General features: G+C 65.5%; 19 protein-coding genes, 1 tRNA gene, 1 other RNA gene and 1 pseudogene. 20 read left to right on the top strand and 2 right to left on the bottom strand.

The window, feature by feature from the left end:
* The 10 genes and pseudogenes from VFG49_RS01220 to lpxK form a co-directional block, all read left to right on the top strand.
* Positions 1-181: pseudogene (locus VFG49_RS01220) on the top strand (succinate dehydrogenase iron-sulfur subunit); the annotation flags it as partial.
* A 66-nt stretch (positions 182-247) separates the two neighbouring features.
* The gene (locus tag VFG49_RS01215; protein WP_324857566.1) at positions 248-496 is read left to right on the top strand and encodes a succinate dehydrogenase assembly factor 2; all 249 of its coding nucleotides are present in this window, start codon (positions 248-250) and stop codon (positions 494-496) included.
* Complete coding sequence (locus VFG49_RS01210; protein ID WP_324857564.1) at positions 468-920, top strand: hypothetical protein; 453 nt, start codon at positions 468-470, stop codon at positions 918-920. The genes VFG49_RS01215 and VFG49_RS01210 overlap by 29 nt, the downstream gene beginning before the upstream one ends.
* An 88-nt stretch (positions 921-1008) precedes the next feature.
* Entirely contained in the window at positions 1009-2256 is a 1248-nt protein-coding gene (locus tag VFG49_RS01205; protein WP_324857563.1) for a lipoprotein-releasing ABC transporter permease subunit, read from the top strand.
* A 4-nt stretch (positions 2257-2260) separates the two neighbouring features.
* Positions 2261-2959 carry a lipoprotein-releasing ABC transporter ATP-binding protein LolD gene (gene lolD, locus VFG49_RS01200; protein ID WP_324857561.1) on the top strand — a complete coding sequence of 233 codons (699 nt, stop codon included), beginning with the start codon at positions 2261-2263 and terminating at the stop codon, positions 2957-2959.
* A gap of 101 nt (positions 2960-3060) precedes the next feature.
* Positions 3061-5355 (top strand): DNA internalization-related competence protein ComEC/Rec2, encoded by a 2295-nt coding sequence (locus tag VFG49_RS01195; RefSeq protein ID WP_324857558.1) that lies wholly within the window; start codon positions 3061-3063, stop codon positions 5353-5355.
* 129 nt (positions 5356-5484) lie between these two features.
* Complete coding sequence (locus VFG49_RS01190) at positions 5485-6126, top strand: MotA/TolQ/ExbB proton channel family protein (RefSeq protein WP_414649017.1); 642 nt, start codon at positions 5485-5487, stop codon at positions 6124-6126.
* 3 nt (positions 6127-6129) lie between these two features.
* Positions 6130-6561, top strand: coding sequence for a biopolymer transporter ExbD (locus VFG49_RS01185; RefSeq protein WP_324857553.1), 432 nt, complete (start codon positions 6130-6132; stop codon positions 6559-6561).
* A complete protein-coding gene (msbA, locus tag VFG49_RS01180; protein ID WP_324857551.1) occupies positions 6558-8330 on the top strand; it encodes a lipid A export permease/ATP-binding protein MsbA in 1773 nt (590 codons plus the stop codon). The genes VFG49_RS01185 and msbA overlap by 4 nt, the downstream gene beginning before the upstream one ends.
* The gene (lpxK, locus tag VFG49_RS01175) at positions 8314-9324 is read left to right on the top strand and encodes a tetraacyldisaccharide 4'-kinase (RefSeq protein ID WP_324857549.1); all 1011 of its coding nucleotides are present in this window, start codon (positions 8314-8316) and stop codon (positions 9322-9324) included. Before msbA ends, lpxK begins: the two co-directional genes overlap by 17 nt.
* A gap of 62 nt (positions 9325-9386) precedes the next feature.
* On the opposite strand, the gene VFG49_RS01170 is transcribed toward lpxK, so the two are convergent.
* Positions 9387-9860, bottom strand: coding sequence for a glycine zipper 2TM domain-containing protein (locus tag VFG49_RS01170; RefSeq protein WP_324857547.1), 474 nt, complete (start codon positions 9858-9860; stop codon positions 9387-9389).
* 144 nt (positions 9861-10004) lie between these two features.
* Here VFG49_RS01170 and VFG49_RS01165 point away from each other — a divergent pair, with 144 nt between their 5' ends.
* A complete protein-coding gene (locus tag VFG49_RS01165; RefSeq protein WP_324857545.1) occupies positions 10005-10403 on the top strand; it encodes a DUF6165 family protein in 399 nt (132 codons plus the stop codon).
* Positions 10404-10509: 106 nt separating this feature from the next.
* Here the strand turns inward: VFG49_RS01165 and VFG49_RS01160 are convergent, their stop codons facing one another.
* Complete coding sequence (locus VFG49_RS01160; RefSeq protein WP_324857543.1) at positions 10510-11553, bottom strand: glycosyltransferase family 9 protein; 1044 nt, start codon at positions 11551-11553, stop codon at positions 10510-10512.
* Between the two features lie 58 nt (positions 11554-11611).
* Between VFG49_RS01160 and VFG49_RS01155 the strand changes: the two genes are divergently transcribed.
* The 9 genes from VFG49_RS01155 to VFG49_RS01115 all read left to right on the top strand — a co-directional run bounded on the left by VFG49_RS01155 (position 11612) and on the right by VFG49_RS01115 (position 17479).
* Positions 11612-12337, top strand: a complete 726-nt coding sequence (locus VFG49_RS01155; RefSeq protein WP_324857541.1) for a 3-deoxy-D-manno-octulosonic acid kinase — start codon at positions 11612-11614, stop codon at positions 12335-12337.
* Between the two features lie 265 nt (positions 12338-12602).
* Positions 12603-13361, top strand: coding sequence for an MBL fold metallo-hydrolase (locus tag VFG49_RS01150; RefSeq protein ID WP_324857539.1), 759 nt, complete (start codon positions 12603-12605; stop codon positions 13359-13361).
* Positions 13362-13467: 106 nt separating this feature from the next.
* Positions 13468-13560 (top strand) — tRNA-Ser (locus VFG49_RS01145).
* Positions 13561-13809: 249 nt separating this feature from the next.
* Positions 13810-13906: signal recognition particle sRNA small type (gene ffs / locus VFG49_RS01140), an RNA gene on the top strand.
* A gap of 100 nt (positions 13907-14006) precedes the next feature.
* The gene (gene dnaX, locus VFG49_RS01135; RefSeq protein ID WP_324857537.1) at positions 14007-15674 is read left to right on the top strand and encodes a DNA polymerase III subunit gamma/tau; all 1668 of its coding nucleotides are present in this window, start codon (positions 14007-14009) and stop codon (positions 15672-15674) included.
* 19 nt (positions 15675-15693) lie between these two features.
* Positions 15694-16017 carry a YbaB/EbfC family nucleoid-associated protein gene (locus VFG49_RS01130; RefSeq protein WP_324857535.1) on the top strand — a complete coding sequence of 108 codons (324 nt, stop codon included), beginning with the start codon at positions 15694-15696 and terminating at the stop codon, positions 16015-16017.
* A gap of 99 nt (positions 16018-16116) precedes the next feature.
* Complete coding sequence (recR, locus tag VFG49_RS01125; protein WP_324857533.1) at positions 16117-16710, top strand: recombination mediator RecR; 594 nt, start codon at positions 16117-16119, stop codon at positions 16708-16710.
* Positions 16707-17117 (top strand): GNAT family N-acetyltransferase, encoded by a 411-nt coding sequence (locus VFG49_RS01120; RefSeq protein ID WP_324857530.1) that lies wholly within the window; start codon positions 16707-16709, stop codon positions 17115-17117. Before recR ends, VFG49_RS01120 begins: the two co-directional genes overlap by 4 nt.
* Positions 17118-17134: 17 nt before the next feature.
* Positions 17135-17479 (top strand): histidine triad nucleotide-binding protein, encoded by a 345-nt coding sequence (locus VFG49_RS01115; RefSeq protein ID WP_324857528.1) that lies wholly within the window; start codon positions 17135-17137, stop codon positions 17477-17479.
* Positions 17480-17505 lie beyond the last annotated feature (26 nt).

Raw genomic sequence — 17505 nt, 5'->3', positions numbered from 1 at the left:
CCGCTGGATCGTGGACAGCCGCGATGAGGACACTGGTGCCCGCCTGGACGATCTGGAAGATCCGTTCAAGCTGTATCGCTGCCACACCATCATGAATTGCGCACGCACGTGTCCTAAGGGTCTGAACCCGGCCAAGGCGATTGCGGAGATCAAGAAGCTGATCGTCGAGCGTCGCGCCTAAACGCACTTCCTTGCCCTCTCCCCTCGGGGAGAGGGAGCGCTCGGCAGGAGGCGCTCTGCATCATTTATGGAAGAAGCCCGCATCAAACGCCTCCGCTGGCGCACCCGCCGCGGTACCCGCGAACTGGACGCCCTGTTCGGTGGATGGCTGGACGAACGCTTCGCGAGCGCCGACGAAGCGCAGCAACAAGCCTTCGAAGAACTCCTCGACGTGCAGGACCCGGACCTGTGGGATTGGGTGATGGGGCACGCCAAGGCAACGCGTGCGGACTGGCAGGCCATCATCGATGACATCCGCACCCGCCATAGGCTTTGAATATCGGCCCTCGCACTGGCTGAGCGGCGTGCTTCTGGCTGTCGCTTCGCTCGCTGCGCTGGCACTCTGGTTGGGTGCCATTTCCATCATGCTCAAGGTTGTGCTCAGTGCGGTGTTGGCTCTGGCCGTGGTGAGGACCCTGCTGCGATTTTCGCGGAGCTCTATCGTCGCCGCGGGCTGGAGCCACCATGCCGGCTGGAGCCTGCGCACGGTCGATGGCGAGGACAAACGCGCGTCGTTGCATGCGTTTCGCGCGGCGGGCGAGCAGGTGGTGTGGCTGCATCTGGTGGCGGCCGGCCTTGGCCCCGTGTCGCTGTTGCTTGCCCCCGACAATAGCGATGCCGACATTCGCCGCCGCCTTCGCATGCGACTGGCTTTGGCCTCGCAGCCCAAGGACAAAGAGCCCGGGCACTCTGCCGGCTGAACGCGGTCCTACGGTTTGGCCGCATCTCAGGCGATAATCAGCGTTACACGGGCGGCCAGCCCCCAAGAACCCACAAGCGACCGCCCTAATGTTCCGACCGCTCGAGTTATTCATCGGCCTGCGTTATACCCGCGCCAAGCGTCGCAACCAGTTCATTTCCTTCATCTCCACCGTTTCCATCGTCTGCATCGCCATCAGCGTGACGGCGCTGATCACGGTGATGTCGGTGATGAACGGTTTTGACGATGAGCTGCGTTCGCGCATCCTGGGCGCCATTTCGCATGCCACGGTGTCCGGCATGCCCGGGCAGAGCGTGCAGGACTGGCCACGAGCGGTGAAGATCGCCGAAGCCAACAAGCATGTGCGCGGTGCGGCGCCCTACATCGAGACCGAGGCTTTCCTGCAGGCTCGCCGGCCGAGTGGTGCGGTGGTGCGCGGCATCGAGCCTGCGCAGGAACCCAAGGTGTCCGACATCGGCCAGCACATGGTCGAGGGCCAGCTGAGCGACCTCACGCCGGGCAGCTGGAACATCGTGCTGGGCCGCGAGCTGGCCATGACGCTGGGCGTGGCCGTGGGCGACAAGGTCATCATGGCGGTGCCCGCGTTCCATTCGTCGCCGATCACCGGCAGCGTGCCGAACCTGCGCAGCTTCAGGGTGGCCGGTGTGTTCGAGATGGGCATGCAGGAGTTCGACTCCGGCCTGGCCCTGGTCAACATGGCCGATGCGGAGCGCCTCAACCAGATCGACGGCCCTACCGGCATCCGCCTGCGCCTGGACGACATGTTCAATGCGCGCGGCGTGGCACATGAGCTGGCCGACCAGCTCGGACAGGTCTATCGCGTGGAAACCTGGATGGACAGCCACGCCAACTTCTTCTCTGCCATCTCGATGGAGAAGAAGGTGATGTTCATCATCCTCTCGCTGATCATCCTGGTGGCGGTGATCAACCTCATCTCGATGCTGATGATGCTGGTGACCGACAAGCAGGCCGACATCGCCATCCTGCGGACGCTGGGCTCCACGCCGCGCAGCATCATGGGCATGTTCATGGTGCAGGGCGTGCTGGTGGGTTTCGTCGGCATCGGCTTTGGCGTGGGATTGGGCTCGCTGCTGTCGTGGAAATTGCCGGGCATCGTCAAGTGGATCGAACACGTCACCGGCGTCACTTTCCTTTCGCCGGACGTCTATTACATCAGCGAGCTGCCCAGCAAGCTGCTGGCCAGCGACGTGGGTTGGGTGGCGCTGATCACCTTCCTGTTCTCGCTGTTGGCCACCCTTTATCCCGCATGGCGCGCGTCGCGCACCCAGCCTGCGCAGGCGCTGCGTTATGAGTAAGCCCATGAGCCACAACAACGACATCGTGCTGCGCGCCAGCCACATCGCCAAGACGTACGAAGAAGGCGACCTGAAGACTGACGTGCTGGCCGACGTGAGCTTCACGCTGAAGCGCGGCGAGACGCTGGCCATCGTCGGCGCATCAGGCTCGGGCAAGAGCACGCTGCTGCACATCATCGGCGGTCTGGATACGCTGACCCGCGGCGAGGTGGAGGTGGAAGGGAAGAATCTTTCGCGTCTTTCCGATGCCGATCGTGGTCGCGTGCGCAACCGCTCGATGGGTTTCATCTACCAGTTCCATCACCTGCTGCCCGAATTCACGGCGCTTGAAAACGTGTGCATGCCGCTGCTGATCCGCGGCATGGCGATCGCGGAAGCCGAGCGCCAGGCGGGCGAGTTGCTCGGCCGCGTGGGCCTGGGCAAGCGCCTCGACCACAAGCCCTCGGAACTCTCTGGTGGCGAACGCCAGCGTTGCGCCGTGGCGCGTGCCCTGGTGACGCGTCCGGCCGTGGTGCTGGGCGACGAGCCCACCGGCAACCTCGATGAGGGCAACGCGGCGCAGGTCTACGACCTGATGCTGGAGCTCAATCGCGAGATCGGCACCAGCTTCATTCTGGTCACGCATGACGGCCGGCTCGCCGCGCGCATGGATCGCACGCTGGAGCTGCACAACGGCATGCTGGTGGACAAGGTCTACGCCTGATCTTCGCCCGCGTCGCACTCACAAGCGGACGCCTACACGACTTTCCTCCTCGCGCTTGAGCGTCGACGCCTAACCTGTGGCCTTCCACAGGGAGGTGTCCGATGCGCAAGGATGGAGCGATCACGCCCGCGTTGATGCTGCTGCTTGGCGTGCTGGTCGTGCAGTGGCTGGTAGTGTTGCCGCCGCGCTGGGTATGCGTAGTCGTGGCGATCGCAGCCTTCGCGCTGGGGTGGTTCTTTCGGCGTTGCGGTTGGTTGGCCTGGTTTGCATTCGGCATGGCATGGGCCTGCTGGCACGGTCACGGTGCCATGGACGCGCGCCTGCCTCGCGAACTGGAAGGCGAAGATGTGCAGGTCATCGGCAAGGTGATCGATCTGCCGACTCGCAGCGAGGGCGCCGTTGGCTTTCTTTTCGATGTGGAGCAGGCATCTCGTGGCGGCCAGCCGCTTGCGCTGCGCGGTCGGGTCCGTGCGAACTGGTACGACGACAATGCCAAGGTGGCACCTTGCGGGCGTTGGCAACTGACCTTGCGCGTGAAGCGGCCGCGCGGGCTGTTGAATCCGGGTGGATCGGACGGCGAGCGCAGCGCGCTGGAACGAGGGATCGTGGCGACCGGTTATGTCCGCGCCGACGACAGCAATCGCCTGCTGGGCACGGCGTGGTGCATCGATGGTGTGCGTGACGCCATCAGCGCAGGAATGGCGCATCGCATCGCGGACACGCGCGACGCGGCGCTGATCCGCGCCTTTGCCGTCGGCGACATCCGGGGACTGACCCCTCGCGACTGGGATGTCGCGAGGGCCAACGGCATCCCGCATCTTCTGGCCATCTCCGGCTTCCACGTCGGTGTCGCCGCCGTGTTCGGCGTCTGGCTGGCGCGGCTTTTCTACTCGCTGCTGCCTGCGCTGGCATTGCGTGTGCCGCGCCTGCAGGTGCAGGCCAGCATGGCGTTGGTTGCAGCCTTCATCTACAGCGCGCTCGCCGGCTTTGGCCTGCCCACGGTGCGCACGCTGCTGATGATTGCTGTCGTGGCGCTGTGTCGCGGATTGCGGCGTCAATCGGGAGGCTTGCAGTCGCTGGCGCTCGCGCTGTTCGTGGTCGTGTTGTTCGACCCGTTGTGCGTGCTGTCGGCGGGGTTCTGGCTGTCGTTCGTGGGCGTGGCATTCCTCATGACCTGCCTCACCACGCGTGGTCACGGACTGCGTGGATTCCTGACCGAACTGACATCGGCGCAACTGGCCATGACGATATCGCTGATGCCGCTCACGCAGTGGTTCTTCGGGCAGGCGTCGCTGGTCGGTGCGCTGTCCAACCTCGTGGCCGTGCCGTATGTGAGCTTTGTCATCGTGCCCTGCACGTTGATAGGCGTGCTGTTGCTTGTGGCCTGCCCGATGCTGGCTTCGCCGGTGTTGTGGCTCGCAGGGCAGATGGCCCACGCGCAATGGTGGCTGCTCGACCGCATGGCGATCTGGCCCGGCGCGCATTGGTATCTGCCCGAAGTGCACCTGTGGGCCTTGCTGCTGGCGATGATCGGGGCCCTGTGGCTACTGATGCCCCGTGGCATTCCCCTGCGCTGGATAGGCGCGCTGCTGTTCCTGCCGTTGCTGTTGTCCAGGCGCGACGTTCCGGAAGAGGGCGGTTTCCAGCTCTGGACGCTCGATGTGGGGCAGGGCTTGTCCATGCTGGTGCGTACCCGACACCACTTCCTGGTTTACGACGCGGGCGCGCGGTTTCCTTCGGACTACGACCTCGGTGAGGCCGTCGTGCTGCCTTCGTTGCATGCGCTGGGCATCCGCAGCGTCGACGTGCTGGTGGCGAGCCACGCGGACAACGACCATGCGGGCGGCATTCCTGCCGTGGCGGCGGGTTTTCCGGAGGCGGAGCGCTATTCGGGCGAACCCGAGCGGTTGCCGATTCCCATGAAAGCCTGCGAAGCGGGTCATGCCTGGGCTTGGGACGGCGTGACCATTACCGTGCTGCCTTCCGGTGGCGCCGAAGGGCCTGCCAACGACCGCTCATGCGTGTTGCTGGTGGAAGGCCGTGCGGGTCGGGCACTGCTGACCGGCGACATGACCGCACGCATCGAACCGACCGTGGTGGCCGCGATTCCGCCTGGGCCGCCGCTGGTGTTGTCCGTGCCGCATCACGGTAGCCGCACCTCGTCCAGCTCCGCGCTCATCACCGGAGCGAAGCCCGTGCTGGCGCTGATCTCGTCGGGCTGGCGCAACCGGTTCCACCATCCCCATCCGCTGGTGATCCAGCGCTACGAGGCTGCGGGCGTGCCGTGGCTGAACACGGCCACCCGTGGTGCCATCGAGGTCAACTTCCCGGCGAACGCGCCGCCGTACGTGGCGCACTGCTGGCGGCAACGACAGGCGCGTTACTGGCGCGAATAAGCTGAGACGGGCGCCGCCCTGGCACGTGGCGCAACTGCCACCGGTGCCGCGGAACGGGTAGATGAGGCTGTTATGATGCGCCCTTCCTAAACGATCGAGTGGTCTGGAGTCGTTGTGCTGGAAATCCTGATGGCTGGTGGATGGGCGATGCTGCCCATCCTGATCTGTTCGGCGGTCGCCCTGGCGATCGTGCTGGAGCGTTGCTGGACCCTGCGCCGTCGCTCGGTGCTGCCGCCCGGCCTGGGTGAGGAAGTGCGCACCTGGGCGCGCACGGGCCAACTCGATCCCAGCCATCTGGAGACGCTCGCCAACGGCTCGCCGCTGGGTGAACTGCTGGCCTCGGCGTTGGCCGTGCGCAACCGTCCGCGCGATCTGATCAAGGAGCGCATCGAGGACACCGGCCGCCATGTCGTCCATCGCATGGAGCGTTACCTCAACACGTTGGGCACCATCGCGCTGATCGGTCCGCTGCTGGGCCTGCTCGGCACCGTCATCGGCCTGATCCGCATGTTCATGGACGTCATGAAGGGCGGCGTGGGCGATCCGATGAAGATGGCCGGCGGCATCGGCGAGGCGCTGATCTGCACGGCCACCGGTCTTGTAGTGGCGATCCCCGCGTACGTGCTGCACCGCTACTTCCGTTCCAAGGTGGCTGGCTATTGCGTGGACATGGAAAAGCAGGCCACCGCGTTGCTGGATGACCTCACCGTCAACCAGCCGGTGCCGCGTCCGCGCACCACTCGCAGCACCACCGAGTCGAGCGCGGGCTGACGCATGCGTATCGGCAACGACCGCCGGCAGGATGATTTCGAGATCAACGTGATCTCGCTGATCGACGTGCTGCTGACCCTGCTGATGTTCTTCGTGCTCACCACCACCTTCATCCAGCACTCGCGGATGCAGGTGACGCTGCCCAAGTCCAGTGCCGAGGAACGCGACATGCAGGCGCCTGCGCTCACCGTGGTGGTGGATCGCGACGGGCATTTCTTCGTGGGTAGCGATGAAGTGCTGGGCGAGGGCATCGATCCGCTCAAGCAAGCCATCGCCAATGTCGCGGGTGATGACCGCGAACGGCAGGTGACCATCCGTGCCGACGCGATGACGCCACATCAGAACGTCGTGACGGCCATGGATGCGCTGGGCCAGCTGGGCTTTACCAAGCTGTCCATCGCGACCACGCCGACCCAGGCGGACAGCGACAAGTGAGTTCCCCCAAGGTCAAGATCTGGGACGTCCAGACGTGGCGCGCCTACCGGCGCCTGCTGGGCTATTCGGCGCGCTATTGGCCGGTGGGTGTTCTCGCGTTGCTGGGCATGGTGATCGAAAGCGGTTGTCTTGCCGGCTTCACCCGGCTGCTGCAGCCCCTGATCGACCAGTTGCTCACCAACAAGGACCCGTACCTGATCTTCTGGATGCCGATCTGGATCATCGGCATCTTCCTGTTGCGTGGCGCGGGCATTTTCCTGAGCGACTATGGTGTGGCCTACATCGGTCGCAACGTGGTGCAGGTGATGCGGCTGGACGTGTTCCATGCCTACCTCAAGCTGCCCGCCGCGTTCTTTGGCAGCGAGCATTCCGGCCAGCAGGTTTCCCGCATCACCTATACCAGCGAGCAGGTGGCACAGGCCTCGACCGACGCGGTGAAGGTGTCGGTGACCGAAGGCCTTACCGTGTTCGGCATGCTTTGGGTGATGCTGAGCACGAGTGCCTACCTCAGCCTTGCGCTGTTCGTGATGGTGCCGGCGGTAGTGCTGATCGTCACCGTGGTGAGCCGCCGTTATCGCCAGATCAGCCGTCGCATCCAGGGCAACATGGGCACGGTGACGGGCAGCGTCGAGGAATCGGTCGGCGCGCATCGCGAGATCCGCATCTACGGCGGGCAGGCCCACGAGGCAGGCCGCTTCGCGGACATCACCGACCACAGCCGCCGCCTCAACCTGAAGATGGCTGCCACCAGCGCGATGTCCAGCTCCACGGTGCAGACGGCCGCCGCGTTGGCGCTCGCGTTGCTGGTGTTCCTCGGCACGCGTCCTTCGGTGATCGACCAGATTTCGCCGGGCGTTTTCATCACCGTGCTCTCGGCGATGGGCGGCATGATGCCTTCGCTCAAGCGCCTGACCAATGTGCAGTCGAACATCCAGCGCGGCCTTGCTGCCTGCGAGGACCTGTTCTCGGTGATTGATCTGCCGCCCGAAATCGACCGCGGCACCAAGGTGCTGGATCGCACGCGCGGCGACATCGCCTTCCAGGATGTCCGCCTGATCTACCCGCGCAACGATTATGAAGCCCTGCGTGGCATCGACCTGCATTGCGCGCCGGGCACGGTGACGGCGCTGGTCGGCCGCTCGGGCAGCGGCAAGAGCAGCCTGGTCAGCCTGCTGCCGCGGTTCTATGAGCCGACCGGCGGCCGTATCGTGATCGATGGCGAAAACTACGCCGATTACACGCTCGATTCCCTGCGCCGACAGATCGCCTGGGTGGGCCAGAGCGTTGTGCTGTTCGATGGCACGGTGGCGGACAACATCGCCTATGGCGAACTGGCCGGCGCTAGCGAGGCTGACATCATTGCCGCGGCGCAGGCCGCCAATGCGTGGGAATTCATCCAGCACATGCCGCAGGGCATCCATAGCCCGATCGGGCAGGGCGGCAACATGCTGTCCGGTGGCCAGCGCCAGCGCATCGCCATTGCGCGCGCCATTTTGAAGAACGCGCCAATCCTTGTGCTGGACGAGGCGACCAGCGCACTCGATACCGAATCGGAACGTCTCATCCAGCAGGCGCTGCAGCGCCTGATGCGTGACCGCACCACCGTGGTGATCGCGCACCGCCTGTCCACCATCGAACACGCGGACCAGATTGCCGTGATGGATCAGGGGCGTATCGTCGAGCGCGGCACGCACGCCGAGCTTTTGGGCTTGGGCGGCCACTACGCAGCCCTGCATCGCATGCAGTTCCACGATGGCGGCGCCGACTGACGTGCCCGCCGCGACGCTGGCCGAACGGCTGGAGTCAGCCTGGTATGGCACCGGCCGCGCGCCATGGTGGACGTTTCCACTGGCCGCGTTGTATGGCGCGCTGACCGCCCTCCGAGGGGGCCTGTACCGGCTTGGTGTCCTGCGCAGCGTGCGTTTGCCGGTACCCGTTGTGGTCATCGGCAACCTCAGCGTGGGGGGCACCGGCAAGACGCCGGTGACCATTGCCGTGGCCGATGCGCTTCGCCGTCGCGGGCATGTCCCCGGTGTGGTGAGTCGTGGCTATGGAGGTTCGCAAAGGGGGCCGATGCTGCTTGGCGACTCGCCCGACCCGGCGCAGGTGGGCGACGAACCCTGCCTGATCCGCGCCAGTGGCGTGGCCGTGGCGATCGGGCGCGATCGTCCGGCGGCAGCACAATTGCTGATCGAGGCCGGTTGCGACGTGGTGATTGCCGACGACGGCCTGCAGCACTACCGCCTCGCGCGGGACGTGGAAATCTGCGTCATCGACGGCGTGCGCCGCTTTGGCAACCGGCGCCTGCTTCCCGCCGGACCACTGCGGGAGCCGATGTCACGCCTGCAGCGGGTGGACTTCCGTATCTGCAACGGCGGCGTCGTGGCGAACGGCGATGTGCCGATGGAACTGGCCGGTGGGCGGGCGCGAGCCTTGGTGGACGGCCATTTCCGGCCGCTGGCGGATTTTTCCGGCCAGGCCGTGCATGCGGTCGCAGCCATCGGCCATCCACAGCGCTTCTTTGCCAGCCTGCGGACACAGGGCCTGCAGGTGATCGAGCATGCGTTTCCCGATCACCACGCGTTTTCGCCGGATGACCTCAGCTTTGGCGACGGCACACCCGTGTTGATGACCGACAAGGACGCGGTGAAGTGCCGGCTGTTCCCACAGGCACACTGGTGGTCGGTGCCTGTGCAAGCGGTGCTTCCCGAGGCATTTTTCGATGATCTCGACGGACGCGTGAGGCGCGCGCGGCCACGCTGATGTTCTTGCGGCAATAAAAAAGGCCAGCTTCAAAGCTGGCCTTTTCGTCGTGCTGCAGGCAATTACTGGATGCGGACGATGTTGCCCTGCGGATCGATCTGCACCAGGTCGCCCACGCGAATGGCGCTGGCGTCCGGCACGGTGACGTTGCTGTAAGCGCCATTGCCCATGCGGATGCGCAACGTGTAGCTGGCATTGGGACGGCCGCTGTTCGCGCCGATGCGGTTGCCGGCATAGCCGCCGCCCACCGCGCCTGCCACCGTGGCAAGCGTATTGCCCTTGCCCTTGCCAACCTGGTTGCCCAGCACGCCGCCGGCGATGCCGCCGATGATGGTGCCCGCCATGCTGTGATCGTTGCCCTGGCTGATGTTCTGGTCGATGGCTTCCACCGAGCCACACTGGTCGCAGCGGATGAAGATGCCGTCGTTGCGGACCAGCACGTTGCCATTGCTTCGCGTGGACTGGGCGCTCGCAGCCATCGGGCCCGCTGCAAGCAGGGCAACCAGCGACAGCGCGACGATACGGGGGTTAAGCATGGACTTTCTCTCCTTGGGTCGGGTGCGGCATCAGTCTAACCAAAGAGACTGAACCATCGGACAAGACCCCGCTATCATGTGAACTTCGACGCCCGCGTGCCGTGACCGATACGGCAGGCGTCAACAGTCATCCGCGGAGTTCCCATGAGCCTCATCCAAGTCCCGGTTTCCTACGGCGAGCTGATCGACAAGATCACCATCCTGGAGATCAAGTCCCGGCAGATGTCCGATGCCGCCAAGCTGACCAACGTGCGCACCGAGCTGGACCTGCTCAACCAGACGTGGGCCGCGCATCCCGCCTCGCATCCCGACATCAGTGACGAGCGCGCCCGCCTGCTGGCGGTGAATGAAGCGCTGTGGGACATCGAGGACCGCATTCGCCTGAAGGAAAAGGCACAGGCCTTCGACGCGGAGTTCATCGAACTGGCCCGCTCGGTGTATTTCCGCAACGACGAGCGCGCAGCCGTGAAGCGCGAGATCAACCTCAAGCTCGGCTCGCAGCTGGTGGAAGAAAAGTCGTACCAGGACTATCGCGCACCCTGAGCGCACATTGCTCGCTGTAGGAGCGCACCCAGTGCGCGAAAAGCCGACGAAGCGGGGAAGCTGCAACGCCTGTCGCGCACTGGGTGCGCTCCTACAGCAGAATGCGTTACGCCATTCCCAGGTGTGCCGCACACGCCTCGAACCGCTCAATTACCTCGTCCACGGTGATCAGGTCCATCACGCCGGGCTTTTCGATCTTGCTTCCCCAGGGAATCTCGCTGGCGGGCTTGCCCAGGTACTTGCGTGAGGCTTCGTCGTATTTGTCCACGCACCAGCGGCGGTCGGAATAGGGACCGGAGCGATTCGGGTTGCTTGCCGCGTGCAAACCAAGCACCTTGCAGCCGACCGTGTTGGCCATGTGCATCGGGCCCGAATCGGGTGTCAGCAGCACGGGTGCGCGCTGGCACATCGCCATCATCTTCTTGAGCGTGTCCTTGCCCGTCAGGTCGAGTGGCGCGTTGCGACACTCAGCGAGCACGGCGTCGGCCGTCTTGCGTTCGAACGCGGATGGCCCGCCCACTAGCACCACGCGCCAACCGCGCTGGCCGGCATGATCCATCACGGCGGCGTAGCGTTCCGGTCGCCAGTTGCGCAACGCGTGGCTGGACGTGGGGCTCACCAGCAACACCGGCGCATCGCCGGACCATTGCTCGGCAGCCCATGCGTGGGCGTCATCGGGAATGGGAATGTCCCAACGGACCTCGGTCTGTTTCAGCCCCAACGGCTCGCAGAAACTGCCTATGGCGTCGAGCACGTGTTCGCCCGTGCGTGCGGGAATGCGTTCGTTGATGACGAGGCGGTGCCCGTCCTTGGCGCGCGCCTTGTCGTAGCCGATGCGTCGATCAGCCTTGATAAAGAGGCTGAGCAGGTTCGAGCGCAAGGCCACCTGCATCTGCAGCAACGCATCGAAGCGCTGTCCGCGCAGCGCATCGCCGACCGCGCGCATGCCGGCGAGACCCGCGCCCTTGTCGAAGGTCACGAAGTTGACGTCGGGCAGGTCGCCCACCAGTCGCCGCTCCAGCTTGCCGACGATCCAGGTCAGCTGCGTTTGCGGACACGCGGCCTGCAAGGTGCGAACCAGCGGCACGACATGGGTGACGTCGCCGATGGCGGAGGTACGCAACAGGCAAATCGAGGCGGGTTGGGTCATTGGGCTAGAATCGGAAGACTTGGGGCCGAGGGCGGCGTTGGACGCACGGGGTAGGGTGATGCAGGAACACATCCGCAAAGGTGCCGCTGGTGCGATTCTGTTCGACGCCGCGGTGTCGCCACAAGTCGACGAGGACTGGTTTGAGCCCGCCACCTGGCGCGCGCTTGGCGCGCTGCGTCAGCAAGGTGGCGGCCGCGGCGGCGTCGCTGTCATCCAGACGCCGGCCGGCGAATGCGTGCTGCGCCATTATCGCCGCGGAGGCATGGTGGCAACGCTGATGGGTGACCGCTACCTGTGGAAGGGTGCGGAGCATACGCGAAGCTTCGTGGAATTCCGCCTGTTGGCTCACATCGGCGCGCTGGGCCTGCCCGGTCCCGAACCGGTGGCATGTCGTTACCGGCGCGAAGGCCTGTTCTATACCGCCGACCTGATCACGCGCCGCATTCCCGACGCACTGACCCTCGCCGAATGCCTTGCCGATGGCCTTCTGGACGGCGAAATGGCCGAGCTGGTGGGCGCCCTGGTGGCACGTTTCCATCGCGCCGGCATCTGGCACGCGGACCTCAACGCGCATAACGTGCTGGTGGCCGCCGAAGCGCTTTACCTGATCGATTTCGATCGCGGCCGGCAACGTGAACCCTCCGAAGCCTGGCAACGTTCCAACCTGCAGCGCCTGCGCCGCTCGCTGGTGAAGCTGGGCGCGGCGTCACAGGGCGAAGACGCGTTTGAAGAGAACGTGTGGAAGCCCCTCATCTATCGCTACGAGCGGACCCTGAGAGCCTGACTATGATCTCCCCGCAGCTCGCGTTGTCGTTGAGTGGCCGCCAGGCGGTAGTGCGTGGCGCTGCGCCTGACTGGCCGTCAGGTCAAGCCGCGCGCTACCGCCTGGCGGCCACTCAACGGCAACCCTTCGGGCCGGGGCGGTTTGCACTCAGACCGGCGTCATCGCTCAGTCGTGTATCGACATACACTCCTTCTCTCTTCCTTGTTCTGCGCGCAAACCGATCCCGGCGCGGGCTACGGGGAGATCATAGTCAGGCTCTTGGCGCATGAACTGGCATCTGCATTTTCTCGGCGTCGGCGCCGCACATGCGGTGGAACTGGGCTCCTCGGCGGTCGTGCTCGAGCATGACGGGAAACCCGTGCTGCTCATCGATTGCGGGCCCGATACCTTGGACCGTTATCTGGCCGCCTATGGCGAGCCGCCGCGCGCGCTTTACGTCACGCATACGCACATGGACCACGTCGGCGGCATGGAGCGGCTCTTCGTCCGCCTGTGGTTCGACGAGCAGTGGCGCGGGCGCACGCAGGTGTTCGTCCATGCCGGGCTGATGCCATGGCTGCAGGCCCGCGTGGCCGACTATCCGAAGGTGCTGGCCGAGGGCGGCGTCAATTTCTGGGAAGCATTCCGGCTGGTGACGTGCACGCGCGGTTTCTGGCTGGACGGCCTGTGGTTCGACGTGTTTGGCACGCGGCACCACATGGCGGGAACCTCGTACGGCGTCGCGCTGGCTGGCAGTTTCGCCTATACCGGCGATACCCGCCCGATTCCCGAAGTGCTGGCTCGCGTGGCCAGCGGCAGCGAAGTGGTCGCGCATGACTGCGGGCTCGTCGGCAACCCGTCGCATACCGGCATCGAGGACATCGAACGCGAATATCCCGAATCGCTGCGGCCGCGCCTGCGCCTTTATCACTATGGCAGCGAGGCGGATGGTGCTGCGCTGCAGGCGCGTGGCTACGCCATCGCCCGAGCGGGAGACCGCATCGCGCTCCTCGCGCCCGCGCCTTTGCGGCCGGATGCCGGATGACCCTTGCTGAGACGCGGCGGACCTATCTTGTACGAATGACGCGGTGCCGGTATCCTTTCGCCTCTTTGCCGGGCCCAGATGCCCTGCAGACAGGTTTCACCATTGCGGAGAGGTGTCCGAGTGGTTGAAGGAGCACGCCTGGAAAGTGTGTATACGGCTTATCCCCGTATCGCGGGTTCGAATCCCGCCCTCTCCGCCAGTGAGTGAAACCGGGCGACGGTCTGCGGACTGGCGCTGAAATGGGAAGTATCGGATAGAGAGGTCGGGTGAGAACCCGCAGGTTCGACAAATTCGCCAAGGGCGAATTTGGACAGCCGGAGGCTGGCCCCGAGCGAAAGCGAGGGGTGAGGCTCGGAACGAGCCGAGCAATCCCTTCCTCTCCGCCAGTGAGTGAAACCGGGCGACGGCCTTAGGGTCGGCGCACGATAGAACGTCCTTATGGTGGCCCTGTCGGTCCCCCCGCGACGATAGTTCGTAAATTCCGCCAGGCCCGGAAGGGAGCAACGGTAGCGAATGATTCGGGTGCCGGGGTGTGGCTGGCAGGGCCGCCGCCTTTTCGGCCCCGGACCAGCTTTGTGGCGATCGTTACTGACTTGCCGGCATCGACTTGGCACAATCGGTTTTCGCCCCAAGATCAGGCCTCGAATGTCATATCAGGTCCTCGCACGCAAATGGCGCCCCCGCAAGTTCGCTGAACTCGTCGGGCAGGAACACGTCGTGCGCGCGCTCACCAACGCGCTCGACACCGGACGCATGCACCACGCCTACCTGTTCACCGGCACGCGCGGCGTAGGCAAGACCACCATCGCGCGCATCTTCGCCAAGTCGCTCAATTGCGAGCGCGGTGAATCGGCCGACCCGTGTGGCGAGTGCGCGGTCTGCACGGCGGTCGATGCCGGCCGTTTCGTGGACCTGCTTGAGATCGATGCGGCCAGCAACACCGGCGTGGACGACGTGCGCGAGGTGATCGAGAACGCGCAGTACGCCCCCGCCCGCGGTCGCTTCAAGGTGTACCTGGTCGACGAGGTGCACATGCTTTCCAAGCCGGCTTTCAACGCCTTGCTCAAGACGCTGGAAGAGCCGCCGCCGCACGTGAAGTTCCTGCTTGCCACCACCGATCCGCAGAAGCTGCCGGTGACGGTGCTGTCGCGCTGCCTGAAGTTCAACCTCAAGCGCCTGCTGCCGGAGCAGATCTCCGGCCAGATGCGTCACATCCTGGGCGCGGAAAACATCTCCTACGAAGACGCGGCGATCGCCGAGCTGGCGCGCGGCGCCGACGGCTCGCTGCGCGACGGACTGTCGCTGTTGGACCAGGCGATCGCCTATGGCGGCGGCTCGCTGCGCGCGGACGACGTGCGCGCGATGCTTGGCAGCGTGGCGCGCGGACAGGTACTGGGCCTGCTGCAGGCGCTGGTCGAAGGCAACGGTGAATCGCTGATGGCCGAATGCACGCGCATCGCGTCGTTCTCGCCGGATTTCGGCGGCGTGCTGGACGATCTTGCCGGCGTGCTGCATCGCATTCAGCTGGTCCAGCTGGTGCCGGGTTATCGCCCCGACGATGAAGCCGGCGACAGTGCGCTTGCGACGCTGGCACAGCAGTTCGCGCCCGAGGACGTGCAGCTCTACTACCAGATCGCCACCACTGGTCGTCGCGATCTCGCGCTGGCGCCGGACGCCCGCACCGGGTTCGAGATGGCGATGCTGCGCATGCTGGCCTTCCGCCCGTCGGACGCTGGCGGTGTGCCCGCCGAACGCCCCACGTCTGCTGCGCCCGCGCGCGCGCCGGCGGCACCCGTGTCTCGCGCGTCAGCGCCCGTGGCGAATGAACGAATGCACGTGGCCAGCGTGGCGGAAACACCGCGCAGTGCGCCGCCTGCGCCTGCAGCGGTGGCGCCTGTTGCGCGCGAGGTGGCCCGGGACGCCCGCGGCCTGCCGCACTGGGACAGCCTGATCGAGAGCGCCAACCTGCGCGGTCCGCTGGGACAGCTGGCGCAGAACGCCGCGTTGCGCGACAGAGATGGACAGACGCTGGTACTCGCCCTGCAGCCGGCACACATGCATCTGGCCGTCGAGCCGATGGTGAGCCAGATGGAAGAGCGCATCAGCCAGGCATTGGGTGAGCGCGTCCGCCTGCGTTTTGTGGAGGAGCGTGGCGCCGCGGTGGAGACGCCGGCCGCCCGCGCCGCCAGTGCGCGTGACGCTGCCCAGTCGGCAGCCGAACAATCCATTGAAGAAGATCCGCTGGTGCAGTCGCTCAAGCGCGAATTCGGCGCGCGCGTGGTGCCCCAGTCGATCAAGCCCTACGAGAACTGAGAGATAGCGGAGTGACGTCATGAGAGGACAGATCGGTCAGCTGATGCAGCAGGCCCAGCGCATGCAGGAAGAAATGAAGCGTGCGCAGGAAGAGATCGCCAAGCTGGAAGTCACCGGCAGCGCGGGTGGCGGCCTGGTCACCGTACAGATGACGGGCGCCCACGAAGTGCGTCGCGTGCAGATCGACCGCAAGCTGTTCGCCGATGACCCGGAGATGGCCGAGGACCTGGTCGCCGCCGCGGTCAATGACGCGGTGAACAAGGTCGCCGAGGTCAGCAAGAACAAGCTTGGCGGCGTCACCTCGGGCATGAACCTGCCGCCCGGTTTCAAGATGCCGTTCTAAGACTCCCTGTAGGGGCGCACCCTGTGCGCGATCGATCTGGCGTCACCGTATGGAAGGCCGATCGCGCACGGGGTGCGTTCCTACAGAAGAACTCCTCACATGAGCAAACTCCTCGCCGACCTCATCGAAGCCCTGCGATGCCTGCCCGGTGTGGGCGGCAAGAGCGCCCAGCGCATGGCCTTCCATCTTCTGGAGCGCGATCGCGAGCGTGGACTGCGTCTGGCGCAGGTGCTGGGGCAGGCCATGCGTGATATCGGCAATTGCTCGCGCTGCCGCAATTTCAGCGAGACGCCCGTGTGCGCGTTGTGCGCCAGCAGCAGCCGCGACCGCCAGGTGCTGTGCGTGGTGGAATCACCCACCGAGCTGGCGGCGATCGAGCAGGCTACCGGCTATCGCGGCCAGTACTTCGTGCTGCTAGGCCGCCTGTCGCCACTCGATGGACTTGGCCCCAAGGAGTTGGGGCTGGATCTGCTGGTCGAACGCCTGGGCGAGGATGAAATCGAGGAGATGATCATCGCGACCAACCCCACCGTGGAAGGCGAGGCCACGGCCCACTATCTCGCGCAGCTCGCGCGCGCGGCCAACGTGCGACCCACGCGCCTGGCGCACGGCGTCCCGCTGGGCGGCGAGCTCGAATACGTGGACCGTGGCACGCTGGCCCATGCTTTCGGCAGCCGGCAGTCGGTCGAATGACCGTGGCTGCGCAGTTGTCCCTCGAAGTCCCGGGCAGTGGGGAATACCGCGCACTGCGGGTCGCGGCCGGCCTGAGTGCCATGAGCGAGGAGGGCGCCGCGCTTGGCTTGCCCGCCAGCTGGTGCTCGGTATGCGTGCGCGATCAGGGTGAATTGATCGGCATGGGCCGTGTCGTCGGTGACGGCGGGCTGTTCCTGTGGGTGGTGGATATCGCCGTGACGCCTGCGCGGCAGGGCCAGGGTTGGGGCCGCCGCATCATGCAGGTGCTGATGGATGAGATACGGGCCCGTGCGCCAGCCCGCACGATGGTTGGCCTCATCGCCGATGGTTCGGCGCACCAGCTCTACGAAAAATTCGGCTTCAGGCTCGTGGCGCCCGGTGCGCAGGGCATGTTGATGCGTGTTTGAACGGAAGGAGTCTGCAGATGGGCGATACCATTTTCGGCAAGATCATCCGGCGCGAAATTCCCGCTGACATCGTCTACGAGAACGACGACGTGCTGGCCTTTCGCGACCTCAATCCGCAGGCGCCCGTGCACGTGCTGTTCGTGCCGAAGAAAGCGATCGCGACGCTTGATGCCGCGCAGGCCGCCGATGCGGAACTGCTCGGCAAGCTGCTGCTGGCGGCCGCTGCCTACGCACGCAGCGAGGGCCTCGCGGAGCAGGGCTACCGTACCGTGATCAATTGCAACGAGCACGGCGGGCAGACGGTGTTCCACCTGCACGTCCATTTGCTGGGCGGACGGCAGATGCACTGGCCGCCGGGCTGACGCGAGCAGGCTGAGCAGGTTCTCTC

The sequence above is a fragment of the Dyella sp. genome (genome assembly GCF_035685885.1).
In the GTDB taxonomy this organism is placed as follows: domain Bacteria; phylum Pseudomonadota; class Gammaproteobacteria; order Xanthomonadales; family Rhodanobacteraceae; genus Dyella.
Note: the sequence above shows the minus strand (reverse complement) of the source record. Positions and strands in the feature narration are given on the sequence as shown.